Below are 21,792 nucleotides of genomic sequence, written 5' to 3' on the forward strand. Positions count from 1 at the left end.
AATATTATTTCTTAATCTTAACAATCAAAGGATTATTTACCTTTTCAGCAAAAGAAGTCAAATAGGTTTCCCATTCTTGTTTGGTTTGAAACGGACTTCCTTTTTTCCATCCAAAACCAACATAATAAATTGCTTTGTTGTTTTTAACAGAAATATCTCCGTACAGGTTACTTAAATCTTTTTCATCGGTAACATGATTATCAAAACTCGTTAATGTCCCTTTTGGAGCGACTAAACCTAATCCAATTTCAGAATCATCGATTGGTTCCCAGTAACTCAGCCAGCCATTTTTTAAATTAGTTCCAATAGTTCCTTTTTTCTCATGAAGCGTTATTCCGGCAGAAATAGTTTTAGTTCCTGTCAGATTGATTTCGAAACGCGAAAACTGACTTCCGTAATCTAAACTGATTAATTTTGATTCAGTTATTTTATTTCCTTTTGCATCCCAATCCGCATACGTTAAAATGAAACTCGTTCTGATTGGTCCGGTTGTAATGGTTTTCCAGCTTACGAAATTCTTAGAAAAATAATATTTACCATCTACTTTTACAGCAATTCCGCCAATTCCGCGGCTGTCTCCAACGTGAAAATTATCCAAACCTTCGCCAGTATCCTTATGGTACGTTCCCGTTCCGTTTGTTGCTTTTTCGTACCATTTATTGATAATAGGATAATCGACTCTTTTTAGCCAGGCGTCAATTCCGCTGGTTAAAGTTCCACCTGGAATTTTGTCTTCTACCATTTTTTGCGCCACAGGCCCGTAAGTTCTAAACGCTACTTTATTGTTTTCCCACGCATAATCATCTGTTCGTTCCGGAACAAATCTTGAATAACAACTAATAATTTTAGAAGCCGAAGGATTAGTTCCAATAAAAACTTCAAAATCCTGTTTTGACGAAGCTTTTACTTTAGGTTGAAATAAAAGTACATCCGCAGTTCCGTCGCCGTCATTGTCTACGGTTTGGGTTTCTAAAAATGAATTGTTGCTGATGTCTTTTACAGCATAATTTTCAAGTTTAGAATCTGCTGCTAATCCGAGTGATTTTTTTGTGAGTTCAACGGTTTCAAATTCTCTGTCAACTTTTAGGTTGTTGCTGACCGTTATCATTTTATTTTGAGACTGAATGGTGAAACTTCCAGCCAGAATTGCGGTGAATAAAAAATGTTTTTTCAAAATATAATAGTTTTAATTTTTTGCTTTTTTTATTTCATAAAAATACAAATCTAAACGGCACTATGAATACATAAAAGGAGTAATAATGTACAAATCGTTGATAGTGAATTTTATATATGTATTTTTTTTCTACTTTTAAGATATCAATTTAAATATTCTAAAAGCATGAAAAATAGATATTTATCGATTATGATCTTCCTTTTGGTTTTTACGAATTTAGAAGGACAAACTATTAAGAATACAGAACAGTTAAAAGAAAAACTAAAAGCTGTAAACAGCCAGATAGCAGATTCTTTTTTGCGTAATGATAGTAATGTTATAGTACAATATTATGATGATGCAGCGCCTGTTTGCATGCCCGAATATCATAAAGCATTATATTCAAAAGAAGATATAAAATCCTATTATCAGCAATGGCTTTCTAATTTTAAGATCAATGCTTATAAACGAGATATTTTTGAAGTACAGCTGATTGATAATTACGGAATTGAAATTGGAACTTTCAATATTGATGCAATAAACGATAAAGGCAGCGCGCTGGTTTATGACGGAAAATATTTGAATGTATGGAAAATAGGAAAAGACGGAAAACTGACTTTAGTATCAGAAATCTGGGGAGCAAACAAAGCAATTGACGGAACCAATTTTGCTGCCATAAAAACAAAAGAAAGCGATACGCCAAAACCTGCTGTAAAAAAGTCTTTAGAGGATGAAGTCAATAAACGAAATCAGCGTATTGCCGAACTCGTAACGAAAAGGGAAGGCGAAAAACATGCGGTCGAATTTTTTACAAAAGATGCTATTTACCTAACATACGATACGCCAATGTTTATTGGATTTGAAAATATTAAACCGTATTTCGTTGAACACGAAAAACCAAATGGAGTTTCCATTGATTCGATATCCATTAAAGCAAGCAGAATTATTCCTGTAAAGAATTTTGTTATCGAGTACGGTTATTATTATGTCGATGTTTCGTGGGATAATAAAAAGGGAAGAGCTATTGTAACCGGAAAAAGCATTAATCTTTGGAAAAGAGATGAAAACGGAATCCTAATGCTTTACCGTCAAATGGTTAACCATAATTAATCTCTGATATTCCAAAAAGTATAACGATATTTATAGACTAGATTTTTGAAAAAATAAATAACAGCCTCATGAAGAAACAAAGCGCCGGTATATTACTGTATAAATTTGTAGACAAAACAATCTTTTTCTTTTTGGTGCATCCGGGCGGGCCTCTTTGGAAAAACAAAGATTTAGAAAGCTGGTCGATTCCAAAAGGGGAGTTCACAGATGATGAAGATCCGCTTGACGCTGCTATACGCGAGTTTAAGGAAGAAACCAGTTTTGAGGTCGATGGTGATTTTATTAAACTGGAATACGTAAAACTAAAATCGGGTAAAATTGTTCATGCCTGGGCGGTTGAGTTTGAGGTGGATGAAACTTTGATAAAAAGCAATGATTTTGAAATGGAATGGCCTCCAAAATCTGGAAAAACAGAAAAGTTCCCCGAAGTCGACCGTGGTGAATGGTTTCAAACTGCCGAAGCTTTAAAGAAAATAAATCCCGCACAAGCCGATTTTATAATTCAGATGGTTTCTAAAATTTCGGCTACGTTATGAATCAAAAGTAGTTTTTGAATTAATTTTTGTAATTTCCATTTTGGTCATCTGATGAATTTATCAGATTAATTAAAAGTTTAAAATTAGATATGGAAGTTAAAGGTATTATTTTCGATTGTGATGGGGTTTTGGTCGATACAGAAAAAATTGGTAACGGTATTTTGCTCGAAATGGCAGCAGAACATGGTTTTGAAATGGAACTTGAAGATGCTTATCGCAATTTTAACGGCCGGAATTTAAAAGACTGTTTCCGACATATTGAAGAAGCTATCGATCAAAAACTTCCCGAATCTTTTGAATCAGATTATCGCCAGAAAAGTTTTGAGGCTTTTAAAACGCAGGTGAAACCAATGGAAGGCGTAATTTCGTTTATCGAAAAATTAAAGATTCCGTATTGCGTAGCTTCGAGCGGGCCGGTTGATAAAATCAGATTAAATCTTGAAGTGGCTGGTTTACTGGATAAATTCGAAAATAAAATATTCAGTTCTTACCAAATTAGCAGTTGGAAACCTGATCCGGGTATTTTTTTATTTGCTGCCAAAGAAATGGGTTTTGATGTAAATGAATGTGTTGTTTTAGAAGATAGCAAAGCGGGTGTAAAAGCCGGAGTAAGCGGAGGTTTTAAAGTTTACGGTTTTGCCAATGGTTATAACAATGATGATTTAGAAGAAGAAGGTGCGGTTCTTTTTCATAGTTATGATGAGTTGAGTACTATGCTTGGAGTTTAGTTGTTTCAGGTTTCAAGTTTCAGGTTTTTGCATGGCGGGCTTCGACTTCGCTCAGCCTGACATGGCGGTAGATTAAGTTATCAGCCTGAGCGAAGTCGAAGACACACAAAGTATATCCGCAATCTTGTCATTCCGAGGAACGAGGAATCGCATTCGTAGATCGACAAAGATTGGTCATTGCGAGGAACGAAGCAATCTCACGTGCTAAATCATAGTAATCTTTGTTAGTGTGGTTGCTTCGTTCCTCGCAATGACAAGATTGTGTTTGGAATTTGGAATTTCAAGATTTGGATTTTAAAATTTAATCTTACAATTACTAATTTGTTTGATCAAATTGTAATTTGTTGCATTAAAATAAATTTTTATATATTTGAATTTCGACATTCTCTATTTTGGTTTGATAATAATGAATAATTGTTATTGATACATTTAAAAAATGAATGTTTTTTGCCTGGAAAATGGCTTTCCCCAAGAGTCAATTTCCTAAAATGTGATTCCCAAAAATCACACAATAACCTACAGACAGAAACAAAATGACGAAATGTATAATTAGAATTTTAGTTTTATCGATAATACTCGTTCCTCCAATTGTAAAGGCGCAGATTAAAAAAATTGGAGTTCCATTTATAACCAATTATAATCCGAAAACCTACAAAGCCGCTTCCGAAAACTGGGATGTTTTACAGGATTCTAAGGGAATGATGTTTTTTGCCAATCACTTCGGGATCATGCAGTTTGACGGTGTTCGCTGGAGCATTGTAACGCAGCCCGAAAACAAAAGTATGGTTCGCTCGCTTGCCATCGACAAAAAAGACAAAATGTATGTGGGCGCACAGGGCGATTTTGGTTACGCTATTCAATTGCCAAACGGGCAGTACCAATACACCTCTTTAGTAAAATTACTTCCGGAGTCGGCGCGAAATTTTGGTGATGTGGTGCATACCGTTATCCGAAATAATGAAGTCATTTTTTTCTCTTATGAAGAAATATTTATCTACAAAAACAATAAAATCAAGGTTGTAAAGTCTAACGTAAAATTTGATGATTTCTTTGAAGTCAATAAGGAAATCTATGTTTTGGACAATGCAAAAGGCTTATTGCAGTTAAAAAACAATGCGCTAACGGCGATTACAAACAGTGATCAATTTGCCGGAATGAAGATTCGAAAAATCTTTCAAACCAAAAACGGACTTTTAGTACTGTCACAAAAAAACGGACTTTTTACTTTTAAAGATAATCAGTTAAAGCCATTTGTGACAGAAGCCGATAATGTTTTAAAGCAAAATCAAATTTCTACAGGGATTCAGCTTTCTGATGGATATTTCGGAATTGGAACCCGACAATCGGGGTTGATAGTCATAGATGGTTCGGGGCGTTTGATTCAGCATATCAACAAACAAATGGGTTTACAAAATGATTATGTAACCAATTTAAAGGTTGATAAAGAAGGTAATTTATGGGTTACACTTAAAGAAGGAATTTCGCTGATTCAGATTTCTTCGCCTTTATCCAGAGTTTTAGACACTTCAAATTCAGAAACTAAAATATACTGCAGTCAGATTTATCAGGACAAATTGTATATCGCTACAGACAACGGTTTGTTTTGGATGGATTGGCTTTCTTATAAAAACGGAAAACATGAAAATGCAAACTTTCAGCACGTTTCAGGAATGTCTGAAAATGTTTGGAATATTGGTGTTTTTGGAAATTCACTTTTGGCTTTCGAAAAAAACGGAATCTTTGAGGTTTCCGGTAATTCGGCAAAATTAGTAGCAAAAACAGACGGAGCGTGGAAAGGAATATTAGTTCCTAATCATCCGGATTTACTGATTGTTGGCGGTTATAACGGAATGTATCTTCTCAAAAAAATAAATAATTCGTGGGTTTATCAAAATAAAATAAAAGGTTTTGAAGAAAGCAGCCGTGTTATCGAAACAGATAAGAACGGTGATTTCTGGATTGCTCACGGTTACAAAGGAATTTATAAAATTCAGTTTAATAAAACATTCGATGTGGTTTCAAAAGTGGAATTTTACAATCAAAAGAATGGTTTCCCGTCGAGTTTGTTTCTGAATACTTTTAAAATTGACGATCAAATTCTTTTTGGAACAACAAAAGGAGTTTACAAACAAGATTCGCATTCGAAGAAAATGATTCCCGAACCCGTTTTTAAGAAATATCTTGGAATGGAAAATCATATTCGTTTATTAAAATCGGATAATCAGGATAATATCTGGTACGTATCTGGAGAAAATACCGGAAAAATAACTAAGAACCCAAATGGAAGTTTTGAGGTTGAAGAACTGCCTTTTAGAAAACTTCGTTATTTATACGTTCCGGGTTTTGAGAATATTCAAACCACAGCCAGCGGCGATGTGTTTTTTGGTACGCAAGATGGTTTAATTCATTACAATACAATTAAAAACAAGCAATATCAAACGAAATATAAAGCGGTAATTTCAGAGGTTAAATGTATTTTTCCAAAAGACAGTCTGTTATTTTCAAGCCGATTTGATGTGCTTCCAAATGAAACAAAAGAGGCATGCGAAGAAATTTCAAATGTTTTATCGCATTCCCATAACGCGCTTCATTTTTCTTTTTCATCACTTTTTTATGATGAAGCCGACGCTACAAAGTACGAATATTGGCTGGAAGGTTTTGAACCAAAATGGTCAGAATACAGCCTTCAGACAGAAAAAGAATATACGAACTTACCTGAAAACGAATATGTTTTTCATGTAAGGGCAAAAAATATTTATGATGTGGTAAGCGAAGAAGCGGTTTTCCGTTTTGAAGTTTTACCGCCTTGGTACAGAACGATCTGGGCTTATATTTTGTATTTAATACTTTATAGTGTTGTGATTTATTTCATTATTAGATATCAAAAATCCCTGGCAGAACGTGATCGTCAGCAATTAATCCTGAATCAGGAAAAGGAATTGCTTCGAAGCCGTGCTGAGCTTAACGAACAGCGATTGACATTGGAACAGGAAAATATGGCTATCGTTCGTGAAAATCTTCAAACTACGATAAATCTTAAAAATGCCAAAGTAGCTTCGAATACCGTGAACCTTATTCATTTAAATGAAATCCTGCTTTCTATAAAAGAATTGATAGGGCAGATGGATAAGAAAAATGATCCGAATGTGAATTTTAGTTTATTGACCAAAATAAACAAACTGATCGATCACGAATTGCAGGGCGATAAACATTGGAACGAATTTGAGGAAATCTTCAATCAATTGCATGACAATTTTATGCAGAGGATGAAAACAACTTATCCGGAATTGACTCCACGCGATATGCGATTGTGTGCGTATCTGCGAATGAACTTTAATACAAAAGAAATTGCTCCGCTTTTGGGAATTTCTGTTCGTGGAGTTGAAGATACCCGATACAGAATTCGAAAAAAATTACAGCTTCCTTCTGATGCAAATATCACAGAATTCATTCTAAATTTCTAGGCGATTATTTAAACACATAGGAACATAGTTTTGCTTTGTCTTTAAAAAAGGCGTTTCACTAGTTTAAACAAACATAGCTGTGTGAAAAAGAAGTAAGTAAATTACAGGACGATTATTTAAACACATAGGAACATAGTTTGCTTTGTCTATAAAAAAGGCGTTTCACTAATATAAACAAACATAGCTATGTGTGAAAGCGAGCTTTTTTTATAATCTCAAATAAGAAGCAAGAAGAAAATCTATGTTTCTATGTGTTTAAAATTTTTCACGCTTTAAATCTCTAACAGCTTTTACGATTGAGAATAACTTCCAAAACGGGATTTCATCTCGTAAGTAATATCCTAAGTAGTTTTACGCCTTTTTTCTGCATTTTTTTTAAATCACCGTAGTCAAACCGTACTCAAAAATGTAAGTGTAGCCTGATTTATTTGTTAATATTGTCGGATTATTATTAGAATAAGAACCCATTTCTGCAAAATAGGTTTTTGTCGAGGTAATAAACTTTACTAACAAAAAACTAAAAAAAAAATGAATCAAAATGACCCTTTTTTCGGCCGACCACCGAAAGACAATTTCTATTATTTTAAACGATTTTTGGCTGCGGCAATATTTGTGTTGCTGCCAATTTTGAATGTCCAGGCACAATGTAAAACATTGGTTTGGTCTGATGAATTTAACGGTACTACTGTCGACCTAACCAAGTGGCAGAGTATTTCAGGAAACGGTTGTCCGGCGCTTTGCGGATTCGGAAATGCTGAGGCTCAGCGTTACGATCCAAATCAGGCGACAATTGTAAAAGAAGGAGCAAACAGTTATTTGAACATTCAGGCAAAATATGAGCCGAATGGCGCATTTCCTGATCAGCCTTATGCTTCTTCAAAATTAACCACAGAAGGAAAATATTCCCTTAAATACGGAAGAGTTGAAGCCCGCATGAAGTTATCAAACGGACAAGGTGCATGGCCTGCGTTCTGGATGCTTCCGGTAGGAGGAAACTGGCCGTATACTGGTGAAATTGATATCATGGAAGCCAAACACAGAAACCCACAATCTGTAGACGGAACAATTCATTACGATGGAAACGGATATCATTTTACGGGAAGAAGTTATAGTTCTCCAACAGATTTATCTACAGACTTTCACGTTTATGCTGTAGAATGGGGACCAAATTTTATTAAATGGTATGTTGATGATGTTTTATTCCACACCGCAACGCCTAATACTACTGTAAACGGCGGATGGCCTTTTAACGACAATCAGTTTTATATTATTTTAAATCTGGCTGTTGGTAGTGCAGGAACGCCTTATACAAGTGTAAATGGGGCAGGAGTAGCTCCAGTTCCAGCTGATTTTCCGGCAAAATTGCAGGTAGATTATGTTCGTGTTTATGACGGAAGTTATAAATATGGCGTTGCCGGAGATGCAAAAGTGTATCAAAACGAAACAGGTAAAACGTATTCTATAAATGCTATTACTGGCGCAACTTACAATTGGACTGTTCCTGCGGGAGCAACAATTACGGCTGGGCAGGGAACAAATGCCGTAACTGTAAATTGGGGAACTGCAGGCGGAGATGTTTCGGTAACGGCAACAACTTCTGGCTGTACGGCAAATACGTATAAACTGGCTGTAAAAACTGAACCTGCTATTCCGGTAGAGAAAATTCAGGAAGATTTTCAAACGAACAGAAATGTTGTTTACGGAAACAAAACGGGAGTTTTAACAGAAGCTGTAGCAAATCCTTCTGCAACCGGAATCAATACTTCGGCTTTGGTAGGAAGATATGTTCGTAATTCTTCTGAATTGTACGATGTTTTCAATATCAAAAATGTAGTAATCAGCAATGCGAATGATTATGTATACGGAAGAAAAAGAATTTCTTTTGATTTGTATACTTCGGCTCCGGTTGGAACTAAAGTTTCGCTGCAGTTAGAAAATAGCAATGTAACAACTGCGACAAATTATCCGTTAGGAAGACACAGCGGTTACAAAGCGACTACAACAGTTCAGAACAAATGGGAAACGATTGAGTTTGAATTCGAAAAAATTATCGATGCAAATACAAGCGCTTTAACGATTAATAATGTGGCTTTACTTTTTGAATCGAATTCAAATTCTGGCGCAACATATTATTTTGATAACCTGTTGACAAGAGCTACACCAGAAAAACCAATTGTTGCCACAGACGTATTGCAGAATTACGACGGCATCAACAAAATTATAAAAGGAACTACAACAGGAACTTATTCGGTTGTGGCAAATCCGGGTTCAAACGCTGTTAACTCGTCTGCAAATGTGGCGAGATATGTTAGAAACGTAACGGAACAATACGATGTACTTTTCTTTAATACACAAAGCACGATTGAAGATGCTGGTTTACTAATAAACCAGACAAATAAAATCATGATTGATGTGTATACAACTGCTCCAGTTGGTACGGTTGTAAGTTTGAATTTAGAAAACAGTGCAACTTCACTTCCTGCGAATTACCCAACGGGAAGAAACAGTAATTACGTTGCGATTACGACGAAACAAAACCAATGGGAAACGTTGACTTTTTATTTCAATTCAAGTCCAGATGCAGGAACTTCGAATTTGGCAGTAAACCAAATGGTTTTATTGTTTAACTCAGGTTCTTTTACAAGCGATACGTATTATTTTGATAATATCAGAATTGGAGCAACAAAACTTCCGGATACATTCACGCCTGGAGTTGTTTACGAAGATTATCAAACGGTTCACAATATTACATTTAGAGATGCTATCGGAACTTACACAGCAAACGTAGCTAACCCAAGTGCGACAGGAATTAATACTTCTGCAAACGTTGGAAGATACGTTCGTAAGTCAACAGAATTATATGATAATTTCTCCTTCAATACGACTTTAACCAATATTGGAGATTTCAAAAGCGGAACTAAAAAATTCGCTATGGATGTTTATACGTCTGCTCCGGTTGGATCTGTTATTTCATGGCAGGCAGAAAGCAGTGCTTCGGTTCCGTCAAATTATCCGGTAGGAAGACACAGTATTTATCAGGGAGTTGTAAAACAAACCAATACTTGGCATACGGTTACATTTACATATGTAAGCACGCCAGATGCTTCGACTTTAGACAGTGAAGTAAACCGTTTTGTTTTCTTATACGAACCGGGAACAAATTCTGGAAACACGTATTATTTTGACAATTTAAGAGCTTTAAATTTAGTTTCGACAGAAACTCCAGTTGGATTACCTGCACCGTGGGTTAGTACAGATTTGGGTGCGGTAGCACCAGCGGGAGAAGCGACACATTCTAGCGGAACTTTCACTATAAAAGGTTCTGGAACTGATATTTGGGAAACAAGCGATCAATTTCAGTTTGTAAATCAATCTATTACTGGTGATGCCGAAATTATTGCCAAAGTAAATTCGTTAACAAATACAAATACATACGCAAAAGCGGGAGTAATGTTTAGAGAAACACTTACAGCAACTTCTAAACATGCTATGACAGATGTTACACCGGCTGCAGGCGCTGAGTTTTTATCAAGAAATGCTACTTCGGGAGTAACGGTGGCAGATGTTGCCGCGGGAACAGCTCCAAAATGGGTTCGTGTGGTACGTGCAGGAAATGTATTTACATCTTACACATCTGATAATGGTACAACGTGGACACAACTTGGAACTCCAAAAACAATTACAATGGCAAATACCATTTATGTTGGAATGGCGGTTACATCTCACGCAAACGGAACTTTAGGAACGGGAGTTTTCAGTGATGTTATTGTTAGAAATATTACAGCAAATCCAAATGTAAATTTAGCTCTGTCAAAAACGGCTACAGCTTCTACAGAAGAAAATCCAACTTTAGCAGCAGGAAAAGCTACTGATGGAGACGGAACAGTTTCAAGATGGGCAAGTTCTTTTGCTAATGCTACGGAATGGATTTATGTTGATTTAGGAAGTAATTACAACCTGAATCGTGTAGTATTGAAATGGGAAGCAGCTTTTGCAACGCAATACAAAGTGCAGCTTTCTACAGATAACGTTTTTACCGAAAACGAAACTATCAACACACAAACTGCCAGCGATGGAGGAACGGATGATTTAACCGTAAGCGGAACAGGGAGATACCTTCGCATTTTATGTACAACAAAAGCTTTGGCTCCTTACGGATATTCATTATATGAAATAGAAGCCTACGGATCTGCTTCTGCAGCTAAAAAAGCGAATGTTATAGTTGAAGAAAGTACGCCTGAAAGTATTGTTTTTGCCATCTATCCAAATCCGGCGAGTAACTATATTCAAGTTGCCATTCCTGAAAATTTAGACAACAAAATCATCACGATTTATGACAATTCAGGAACGCTGGTTCTTCAGAATAAACCGGAGAAAGAAGCAAGTGAAAGCGTAATTGATTTGAGCAGACTGACAAAAGGAATTTATATACTGAATTTCAAATCAGATCAAAAAAGCTGGACAAAAAAGCTAATTAAGAAATAATTAAAAATCCGTTGGGTGTAGTTTGTTTTAAAATAAACCCTCTCATTCAATTGTAAGCTGGAATTAAATTTAAATGGATAGCACCAAATAATTGCACCTGACGGATGATTAAAAAGTCATGATTTAAAAATGACTTCAGTTTAGAATCTATTTACATAAACCCCACAATTATTTAAATATGAAAAAAAATAAACTTCAAAGATTTTCGCTACTGACAGCACTGTTTCTTGTGTTTTCAAATTTTATGTTCGGTCAGGGAGCCATTCCTTTTACGATTAGCAATACTTCTACATTTAATGATAATGAATTGTATGTAGCCATTGTTGGTATCGATTATACCACCGGAAACCATGTTTGGGTAAATGCCAAAACAAGTCAGGTTTTACCAATGAGTTCATCTTATAATACCGTTACGGGACCAACAATTGGAGGAAATACCGGACCGGGACAAAATTCAAAATATGCAGCTTGTTTTACCAAACTGAGCGAAATTCCAAACAAAACTTTCACGCTGCCATTAATTGCAGGCTGCAGGGTTTTTATTTCTAAAGGTTCTCAGCTGTATTTTTACTTTTTTGGTGCCAATGGAGCTCCTTCGGGATATACATCGCCAAATCCGCTGAATGCAACAGATCCAAATCAGGGAATTTTATATGAAATAATCGAGTTGACTAATAATCAATATGGTTTCTTTGGAAATCCTTCAAGAGTAGATTCGTATAAATATCCAATGGGACTGGAATTATTTGGCGCAAACGGATATCAAAAGAAAGTTGGAGAATTAAAAAACCACGCTGATATCGTGGCCGCTTTTAAAGCCAATGTTCCATCAGAATTTCAAGGTTGTGTAAACAATACAACAGGTGAAATTACAGCTCCGTCAAAAACACCTGCTTTTGCAGATGGAACAGGAGGAACGACAGTTGGGCCACAAGCCAATTATTTAAAATCCTATATCGACGCGATCTGGAATAAATATAAAAATGAAGATTTAATTTTTTATGCCGGAGACGCCGGAGTTTTTAAAGGAAGAGTTATTGGCGAACAGCTTGAAATGGTTGGACAATCTGGAGGATTTGTTGGCCGTACAGGAAGAGTTCAATACAGACCAAGTACTCAGGAAGCTCTTGAAGGAAAAGGTGTTCTGGACAGAAGATTGGTTGACGGAGATTTAGATCTTGTGATTCAGGCACAATTAACCGCTGCAATCAACAGACACGTTGTAAATACTACAACAGCAAATCCGGGTCAGCAAAACTGGTACGATGCTTCAAAATTTTATCAGGTAAACCCAACCAATCATTATTCTAAATTCTGGCATTTACCGGGAATCAGCATTGATAATTTGGCTTACGGTTTCGCTTATGATGATGTTGCAGATCAGTCACCATCATTGCATTCGCCACAACCAACAAAAGTAATTGCAGTTTTTGGAGGTTATGCAGGAACGGTTCCTTCTGTTCCGGCTTCTACAGATGTTATTACAGTTTATAAAGATTGTAACTACACAGGTTTCTCTGGCGGATTAACAATTGGAGATTATAACTTAGCTCGTTTAAATACTTTAGGTGTTTTAAATGATGATATTTCTTCATTAAAAATCACACAAGGATATCAGGCCATTTTATACCAAGATGATAATTTTACAGGAGCTTCAACAGTAATTAATTCTGATAATTCTTGTTTAAATGCAACCTGGAATGATAAAGTAACTTCTATCAGAATCCTTGCAAACGGAACTACAACTTTAGGAAACCAGACTTTCTTTTTACAAAACAGAAACAGCGGTTTGTATATGGATGTTTGGAATGCAAGTTTGTCTAACGGAGCAGGAATTAATCAAGGTGCTTTGAATTCAGGAAACAATCAGAAATTCACTTTTACACATTTAGGCGATGGATTGTACAAAATTATTGCTAACCATAGCAGCCAGTCTTTAGACATTAATAATTTCAATAAAGCAAACGGCGCGCGTTTAGAGCAATATCCATACAATGCAACAACAAATCAGCAGTTTGTATTGGTTTCTACTGGTGACGGTTTTTATAAAATTGTAGCAAGACACAGCGGTAGAATTGTTGAGGTTGCAGGAGCAAGTACAGCTTCTGGCGCAATTGTACAACAATGGGATAATAACAACCAGACTTGCGGACAATGGAAACTGGTTCCTGCCACAAGTTCGCAGACTTCTGTTTTAATTCAGGCCGAAGATTATTCAGCAATGAGCGGAATTCAGGTTGAAGCAACTACAGATACAGGCGGAGGCTCAAATGTTGGTTACACAGAAACTGGTGATTGGTTAGCGTATAACAGTATCAATTTCCCAACAACAGGTTCTTATTTAATTGAATACAGAGTGGCAAGTGCCGTTACTGGCGGCAGATTATCATCTGATTTAAACGGAGGAACAATTGTTTTAGGAAATGTTGATATTCCAAATACTGGAGGATGGCAAAACTGGCAGACGGTTTCGCAAACGGTAAATGTAAATGCAGGAACATACAATTTCGGAATTTACATTCAAAATACCGGAATGAACATCAACTGGATTAAAATTACTAAAGTTGGTGCGGGTGCGGCGGCTAAAACGGCTTCGGTTCAACCAGCAGAAGAACCAGCAGAAATTGCTTTAAATGTTTATCCAAGTCCGGTAGAAAATACATTGTATGTAACGACAGATCTTTCTGGCGGAAGCGTAAAAATAGTCGATTCACAAACGGGATCTACTGTAGCATCTCAAAAAATCAATAATAACAGTTTTGATGTTTCGCATTTGAAGCAAGGAATCTATTTTATTGTTTTTGAAAAAGAAGGCAAACAGACGATCAAACGTTTCATAAAAAAATAGTTTTAAAAACGATTTTAGGCTTTAGATTTTAGATAATAATTAGGGAGCGTTAGTTAGTTTGACCCAATTAGATTGCACAGCGATCAAATCTAAAATCTGAAGTTTGAAATCTAAAATTTTTCATTTCCCCCAATATTTACAAATTTTTATTAATCTATTAAACAATTTATTATGAAAAACAATTACCGAAGAATGCTGCAGAAATGCATTATTATTTTAGTGTTGGGTGTTTTTAACTTAGCTGCGGCCCAGCAGAAAAAAGTAATCGCTTATGTCCCGAACTGGGTAGATTTAAATGCTTTAGCAGGAACAATCCAGTACAGTAAATTAACGCACATTAATATTGCGTTTGAAAATCCTGATGCAAACGGATATTTAAGTTTTAATTCTGGAAATAATGCCATTATTAATACTGCACATGCTCAAAACGTTAAAGTTTTTGTTTCTCTTGGAGGAGGTGCCATTTCTGAAGGCGGTGCCATTCGCGACAATTATTTTAATTTAATTACGCCGGGAAACCGTACCGCTTTTATTCAAAAACTGTACGACTATGTGGTCGCTCACAATTTTGACGGAATCGACGTAGATTTAGAAGGTCCGGCAATTAACGGCGATTACGGCGGATTTGTTATTGCCTTGGCGAATAAATTACATGCCAATGGAAAATTGATTTCGTCAGCGCTTTCAGAAGGATATGGTGGTGCAAATGTACCTGCATCTACTTTTGCGGCTTATGACTGGATTAATATCATGGCATATGATGCAACTGGTCCATGGCAGCCAAATAATCCGGGACAGCATTCTCCATACAGTATGGCTGTAAATCAGTTTAATTACTGGACAGGAAGAGGTTTACCTGCAAGTAAAGCTATCATTGGATTACCATTTTACGGATATGGTTTTGGAGCTTCTGCAAATCAGGGAATTTCTTATGCTAATATTGTAGCTCAATATCCGGGAGCAGAAAATTTAGATCAGGTTGGAAATACGATTTACTATAATGGAATTCCAACAATCAAAGCAAAAACAACTTTTGCGATTCAAAACGCAGGCGGAGTTATGATTTGGGAATTATCCCAGGATGCAACTGGTTCTAAATCATTATTAACTGCAATCAATCAGGTAATTACAGGAAGTAATCCTCCTGGAACAGGAACTTTAATACAAGCCGAAAGTTATAATACAATGAGCGGTGTTCAAACAGAAGCTACAACAGATACAGGCGGAGGTTTAAATGTTGGATATGCAGATACAGGAGACTGGATGGCGTATTACAATATTAACTTTCCAACATCTGGTAATTATGTAATTGAATACAGAGTTGCAAGTGCCGTTAACGGAGCAAGATTATCATCTGATTTAAATGCCGGAACAATTCAGCTTGGTGCAGTTAATGTACCAAATACTGGCGGATGGCAAAACTGGCAGACGATTACGCAAACTGTAAATGTAAATGCCGGAACGTATAATTTCGGAATCTACATTCAAGCTTCAGGAGTAAATTTAAACTGGTTTAGAATCACAAAATCAGCTTCTGGTTTAGCGGCTAAATCTGCTGCACCTGCTGCAGAAACTTCTGCTGATATTGCAAGCGTTACTATTTATCCAAACCCAACAGAAGATACACTTTTCTTTAGTTCAGAAGTTTCCGGAGCAAATGTAAGTGTTATCAATTCTGAAGGCGGCGCTACAGTTTCTTCACAAACAGTAAACAACAACAGCATTAATGTTGCTGGTTTGAAAAAAGGAATTTACCTGATTTCATTGGAAAAAGATGGAATCAAAACGGTAAGACGTTTTATTAAAAAATAAGTTTTACGTAAAGCACTTTTCTTCTTTGTTTCGGCAGAGAAGATTAGTGCTTTTGTTTATAGAGTATTTTTTAAACACATAGAAACATAGATTTTTTCTTCTGAAATAAAGGAAATTCAAAAAACTAGTTTTTACACATAGCTAAACGCAAAACACTATGATTGTTTATGCGAGTGAAACGTCTTTATCCATAATGAACTATGTCTCTATGTGTTAAAAAAACGCTCCATTTAAATTGTAACCCCCTTTAACCCCAATTATATGAAAAATAATTACAGATTTCGGTTAAGTTTACTCTTGATAATTTCCTTTGGATATTTTGCCACGGCGCAGACTTCTTTAGGTTCGAGCAAAACATTTTTAAATAAAATAAAAAGTGGATTAGTTTCTTCAACAACCGCAAAAGGTCCTGAAAAAACAATTCTGCTTCAGGCAGCCGATTCCAAAAGCTTTAACGGAAAAATAAACTATAAAGAATCAGATCAGTCAAGTGAATTTTTAATTGGAGAAATTAAAAATGTTGCAGAATCTTCTTTTTATATTAAAGTTAAAGATCAATCTCTTGAAGGTCATATTATTTTAAAGAAAACCAGAGAAGCCTACAAATATTACTCTGATGCACAAGGAAATGCTTTTGTTTCTAAAGTTGACATCAATACTTTGGTTTGTATCGATTATAAAAATCTTCCATCAAAAGCTGCAAATAAAACAACAGCGGCAGCAGAAATTGCTCCGGCATTGCTAAACCTTCAAAGTTTACCGGGTGCAGCAGGCTGCGTTTTATTAGATTTTGATGGTTATTATATGCCTGCAGGAAATCTTTGGAACAATGGTAATGCTATAAACGCTGCAGCTTCAGGAATGAGCGATGCAGCAGTTCAGCAGCATTGGGAAGTAGTTTCAGAAGATTACAGACCTTTTAATTTAAACGTAACCACAAGCGAAGCCGTTTTTAATTCATACCCAAGAAACAGAAGAATGCGTGTTGTAGTAACGCCAACAAATACGGCAGCTCCGGGCGCGGGTGGTGTAGCTTACATTGGTTCTTTTAACTGGGATAACGATGTACCTTGCTGGGTATTCATTACTTCCGGGAAATCAGGTGGTGATGCTTCTTCTCACGAAATTGGTCATACTTTTGATCTTGGTCATGACGGACGTACCAATCCTGCCGAAGATTATTTCGTAGGTTTAGACGGAACTTCGTGGGCTCCAATTATGGGTGCTGGATATTACAGACCTGTGGTACAATGGAGTAAAGGCGAATACAATTTTGCTAATAATTTACAAGATGATGTAGCGACAATTGCAGGTTCTAAATTTGGAGTTGGATATCGCGGAGACGATTATGGAGATAATACTGCTTCTGCAGCCACTTTAGATTATAATGCAAGTGGAGCAATCAATCAAAAAAATGGAATTATTTCAAGTGCAGCTGATTATGATTTCTTCACATTTACAACTGGCGGCGGAAATGTTTCTATAAATGCCAACACTGTTTCGAGAGACGGAAACCTGCATCTTTTATTAAGATTATATAATTCTGCAGGAACAGAAATGGGAACGTATTGGAATTCTGATCCGTTTGCTTTAAATGCTTCTATGAATGTAAATCTTCCGGCTGGTAAATATTTTGTCGGCGTTGATGGAAACGGAGCAGGAAATGCCGGAAGCGGCGGATATTCGGCTTACGGTTCTATCGGAAGTTATTCCATTACAGGAACAATTCCACCGGGAGGAAATATCAATCCATCAACAGATGTAATTACCGTTTATAAAGATTGTAATTATACAGGTTTCTCAGGCGGATTAACGATTGGTGATTATAATTTGGCGCGTTTAAATTCTTTAGGCGTTTTAAATGATGATATTTCGTCACTTAGAATTACACAGGGATTTCAGGCAATTTTGTACCAAGATGATAATTTTACCGGAGCTTCGACTGTAATTAATTCTGATAATTCGTGTTTAAACACAACGTGGAATGATAAAGTAAGTTCGATTAGAATTCTTGCAAACGGAGTTACCACTTTAGGAAATCAAACTTTCTTCCTTCAAAACAGAAACAGTAACCTAAATATGGACGTTTGGAATGCAAGTTTAACAAACGGAGCAGGTATCAAACAAGGAACTGCCAATACAGGAAACAATCAAAAATTTACGTTTACACATTTAGGTGACGGTTTATACAAAATTATTGCCAACCACAGCGGACAATCATTAGACGTAAATGGTTTTAATACAGCAAATGGAGTGAGTGTAGAGCAATATCCATACAACGGAACTACAAACCAACAGTTTGTATTAGTTTCTACAGGCGATGGCTTTTATAAAATCGTTGCGAGACACAGCGGAAGAATCGTTGAGGTTGCCGGAGCAAGTACTGCAAATGGTGCCAATGTGCAGCAATGGGATAATAACAACCAAACGTGCGGACAATGGAAATTAATTGCAACAACGACTTCTCAGACTTCTAGTTTAATTCAGGCTGAAGATTACTCAGCAATGAGCGGCATTCAGGTTGAAGCTACAACAGATACTGGCGGAGGTTCAAACGTAGGTTACACAGAAACGGGCGACTGGTTGGCGTATAACAATATTAATTTCCCAACTACGGGTTCTTATTTAATTGAATACAGAGTGGCAAGTGCCGTAACTGGCGGTAAATTATCATCTGATTTAAACGGAGGAACTATCATTTTAGGAAATGTTGATATTCCAAATACAGGAGGATGGCAAAACTGGCAGACAGTTACACAAACCGTAAACGTAAATGCCGGAACATATAATTTCGGAATCTACATTCAAAATACGGGAATGAACATCAACTGGATCAGAATAACGAAAGTTGGAGCAGGAGCACCGGCTGCATCAAAAGATATAGATGAAAAAGTTGAAGAGGTTGTATTTAATGTTTATCCAAATCCGGTTTCAGAAACGCTTTTCTTTACAAAAGATGTTTCGGGAGGAAATGTTAAAATAATAGATTCTCAAGGATCTGTAGTTTCATCACAAAAAAGCAATGATAATAGTTTGAATGTCTCGAATTTAAGACAGGGAATTTATTTTGTTGTTTTTGAAAAAGATGGGCAAAAAACAATAAAACGTTTTATAAAGAAATAATCCATTTCGCCATAATGGTTTTATACATTAAATTTTAGGTTTTAATGTGAAGGCTGTCAGAATGACAGCCTTTTTTTATGATTAAAATTTTATTTAGAGTTAGATAATTTTGTGTGTAGTCCCTACGGGACATTTTCGGGGGCGATATATTTATGTTCTACCGATATTTAACTCCTAACGGAGTTTTCTAAATTACCTCGATAGAGGTTAAATATCGGTAGAAAAAAAGTGATTTCTCAATGTAATTGTCCCGTAGGGACTACATTTTTTTTAAATCAATCTAAAATTCCGCAAAGCTTTGTGATCTTTAGTTTATTAAAAACTTACTTAAAAAATCTTCGTGAACTTTGCGAAAAACCTTTGCAAACTTTGCGTTAAAAACAACCTCAATAAAAACATTATCATTCGATAACAATAACATAAACTCATTTCATCATTAAATCGATAAAATTGCTGCTTATTACTTTTAATAAATTCCCCATTTTGCAAAAGCTTAAAACCTATGAATTTAAAATTTACTTCGCCAATAATTATACTCTTTATAATAATCTTCAATCATACCATTTCAGCCCAAAACCAAAAGAATTTAGACGGCGTTCAGGTTGCATTTTTATCTGATGTTCACCTTCAGGATTTGTTTGGAAGCTTCTCTGATAATGAATTTAAAGGTGTTTTGAATACCAAAACCGGAAAATATGCGTTAATAAGAACGATGGCCTCGCAGTTACATTCGACGAGAATTTTCAATGAAAATTATTTTGCCTTCATCGCCGCTCTTGAAGATATTGCAAAACGAAAGATAAAATATGTTGCACTTCCGGGCGATTACACCGATGACGGACAGCCGATACACGTGCGCGGATTGAAGAAAATTTTAGATCAGTACCAAAAAAAATACGGTATTGAATTTTTTATAACGACCGGAAATCATGATCCGGTTGGACCATTTGCTCAGGAATCGGGAAAAGAAGATTTTTTAGGAAAGGAAGGAAAAAGCCAACCCATTTTTAGCAAAGACGGCATGTATAAGCCAAACATGAATATCGAACAGCCAGTTGTCATAACAGCCGATATTGCTAAAATGGGTTATTTAGGCATAACTAATGATCTCCAAAATTTCGGTTTTTATCCGAATAAAAAATACAAATTCTGGTCGACTCCTTTTGCCAGTTATAATTCCCAAAACTACAATTACAAAAAAGCCGTTGAAGCTTCACAATTAACCAAAAGAGTTTACAACGTGGCGCCTGGATTTGAAGTTCCGGACGTAAGTTATGTCGTTGAACCAATCGACGGACTTTGGTTAATGGCAATTGACGGAAACGTTTATATTCCGAAGAAAACCGATGGCGATCCAAAAGATTCTAAAAGTTATTCTGAAGCAAGTACAGGTTATAATAATGTACTATCAAACAAAAAACACCTTATAAAATGGGTTCAGGATATTTCGGCGGAAGCCAAACTTCGCGGAAAAACTTTGGTTGCTTTCAGTCATTTCCCAATGATTGATTTTAATGATGGCGCTTCCGCGGAAATTAAAGAATTATTAGGTCCGAATAAATGGCAGTTAAACCGAGTTCCCGTTGAGGAAGTAGCGCAGGTTTTTGCCGATGCGGGATTGAAGATTCATTTTGGCGGACACATGCACATTAACGATACAGGATTGCGCACCACGGCAAAAGGCAATACTTTGGTTAATATTCAAACTCCATCGCTTGCCGCTTATATTCCGGCTTATAAATTATTGACGATTAAAAAAGATAATCTGGTCGATATTCAAACCATTACAATTGATGAGGTTAAGGGATTTGATGAACTTTTTGATTTGTATAAAATGGAATATCAGTTTTTACAAAGTCAAAACACAAAAGACATTTGGAATATCGATATTCTGAAAACTAAAAATTACCACGATTTTACCGATTTCCATTTGAAGGAATTGGTTCGTTTGAGATTTTTATCAGATGACTGGCCTTCTGCTTTTAAGGATTTTATTCTGAATGTTTCTGCCAATGATTTATTGGTTTTAGCTAATATTCAATCGGATAAAGATTTTGATTTTATTCTGAAAAATAAATCTCAGTTTCAGAAAGAATGGAGTGAAGCTGAATTGAAATCGGAACAAATTTTAGCTCAAAATAATCTCAAAAAAGAAGATTTCAACTGGAAAGGAAATGATCTTTTAATTGACTTTTACCGTTTTAGAAGTGCTGATGAATTGGCTCTTTCAGATGTTGGAGAAAAACGTGTTGAAGCTTATAAAGTTTTATCGAAGCTGTATTTAGAGAATTCTAAAGAAGAAGCGTCAAAACCTTTACAAAAACAGATGAAGTTATTTCTTGTCATCTTTAACAAATTCATGCATGAAGTTCCCGCAGATCATTTTACAGTTGATTTGAAAACGGGTGAAGTTAAAAGTTTAAAGTAATTTAACCACAAAGAACACTAAGGTTTACAAGCACGCAAAGTTTTCTTTTAATCTCGCAAAGACGCAGAGTCGCAAAGTTTTTTATAATCTTTGCGACTCTGCGTC

10 protein-coding genes are annotated in these 21,792 nt (G+C 36.0%); 9 read left to right on the forward strand and 1 reads right to left on the reverse strand.

The features are described 5' to 3' along the window. Nucleotides 1-4: 4 nt before the first annotated feature. Complete coding sequence (locus APR43_RS02975) at nt 5-1,174, reverse strand: DUF4861 family protein (protein ID WP_053471940.1); 1,170 nt, start codon at nt 1,172-1,174, stop codon at nt 5-7. Nucleotides 1,175-1,339: 165 nt separating this feature from the next. Here APR43_RS02975 and APR43_RS02980 point away from each other — a divergent pair, with 165 nt between their 5' ends. From APR43_RS02980 to APR43_RS03020, 9 genes are all read left to right on the forward strand, one after another. Beyond that, nucleotides 1,340-2,263: a YybH family protein gene (locus APR43_RS02980; RefSeq protein WP_053471939.1), complete on the forward strand. Its 924-nt coding sequence runs from the start codon at nt 1,340-1,342 to the stop codon at nt 2,261-2,263. 68 nt (nt 2,264-2,331) lie between these two features. Beyond that, the gene (locus APR43_RS02985; protein ID WP_053471938.1) at nt 2,332-2,799 is read left to right on the forward strand and encodes an NUDIX hydrolase; all 468 of its coding nucleotides are present in this window, start codon (nt 2,332-2,334) and stop codon (nt 2,797-2,799) included. 89 nt (nt 2,800-2,888) lie between these two features. Continuing rightward, a complete protein-coding gene (locus tag APR43_RS02990; RefSeq protein WP_053471937.1) occupies nt 2,889-3,527 on the forward strand; it encodes an HAD family hydrolase in 639 nt (212 codons plus the stop codon). A 533-nt stretch (nt 3,528-4,060) separates the two neighbouring features. Then, nucleotides 4,061-6,991: a triple tyrosine motif-containing protein gene (locus APR43_RS02995; protein ID WP_053471936.1), complete on the forward strand. Its 2,931-nt coding sequence runs from the start codon at nt 4,061-4,063 to the stop codon at nt 6,989-6,991. Nucleotides 6,992-7,519: 528 nt separating this feature from the next. Further along, nucleotides 7,520-11,476: a family 16 glycosylhydrolase gene (locus APR43_RS03000; RefSeq protein WP_053471935.1), complete on the forward strand. Its 3,957-nt coding sequence runs from the start codon at nt 7,520-7,522 to the stop codon at nt 11,474-11,476. A 178-nt stretch (nt 11,477-11,654) separates the two neighbouring features. Continuing rightward, on the forward strand, nt 11,655-14,324 hold the full coding sequence (locus tag APR43_RS03005) for a beta-1,3-glucanase family protein (RefSeq protein WP_053471934.1): 2,670 nt from the start codon (nt 11,655-11,657) through the stop codon (nt 14,322-14,324). A 171-nt stretch (nt 14,325-14,495) separates the two neighbouring features. Beyond that, nucleotides 14,496-16,136, forward strand: a complete 1,641-nt coding sequence (locus APR43_RS03010; RefSeq protein WP_053471933.1) for a glycosyl hydrolase family 18 protein — start codon at nt 14,496-14,498, stop codon at nt 16,134-16,136. Nucleotides 16,137-16,397: 261 nt separating this feature from the next. Then, nucleotides 16,398-19,259 carry an RICIN domain-containing protein gene (locus APR43_RS24645; RefSeq protein WP_240514915.1) on the forward strand — a complete coding sequence of 954 codons (2,862 nt, stop codon included), beginning with the start codon at nt 16,398-16,400 and terminating at the stop codon, nt 19,257-19,259. Between the two features lie 502 nt (nt 19,260-19,761). Beyond that, nucleotides 19,762-21,687: a metallophosphoesterase family protein gene (locus tag APR43_RS03020; RefSeq protein ID WP_053471932.1), complete on the forward strand. Its 1,926-nt coding sequence runs from the start codon at nt 19,762-19,764 to the stop codon at nt 21,685-21,687. The last annotated feature ends 105 nt before the right edge of the window (nt 21,688-21,792 follow it).

This window comes from Flavobacterium sp. NLM (genome assembly GCF_002210235.1).
In the GTDB taxonomy this organism is placed as follows: domain Bacteria; phylum Bacteroidota; class Bacteroidia; order Flavobacteriales; family Flavobacteriaceae; genus Flavobacterium; species Flavobacterium panici.

Bases quoted from the DNA above. Each gene is read 5' to 3' on its own strand.
- APR43_RS02980 (WP_053471939.1), top strand. From the start codon at position 1,340: ATGAAAAATAGATATTTATCGATTATGATCTTCCTTTTGGTTTTTACG.
- APR43_RS02985 (WP_053471938.1), top strand. From the start codon at position 2,332: ATGAAGAAACAAAGCGCCGGTATATTACTGTATAAATTTGTAGACAAA.
- APR43_RS02990 (WP_053471937.1), top strand. From the start codon at position 2,889: ATGGAAGTTAAAGGTATTATTTTCGATTGTGATGGGGTTTTGGTCGAT.
- APR43_RS02995 (WP_053471936.1), top strand. From the start codon at position 4,061: ATGACGAAATGTATAATTAGAATTTTAGTTTTATCGATAATACTCGTT.
- APR43_RS03000 (WP_053471935.1), top strand. From the start codon at position 7,520: ATGAATCAAAATGACCCTTTTTTCGGCCGACCACCGAAAGACAATTTC.
- APR43_RS03005 (WP_053471934.1), top strand. From the start codon at position 11,655: ATGAAAAAAAATAAACTTCAAAGATTTTCGCTACTGACAGCACTGTTT.
- APR43_RS03010 (WP_053471933.1), top strand. From the start codon at position 14,496: ATGAAAAACAATTACCGAAGAATGCTGCAGAAATGCATTATTATTTTA.
- APR43_RS24645 (WP_240514915.1), top strand. From the start codon at position 16,398: ATGAAAAATAATTACAGATTTCGGTTAAGTTTACTCTTGATAATTTCC.
- APR43_RS03020 (WP_053471932.1), top strand. From the start codon at position 19,762: ATGAATTTAAAATTTACTTCGCCAATAATTATACTCTTTATAATAATC.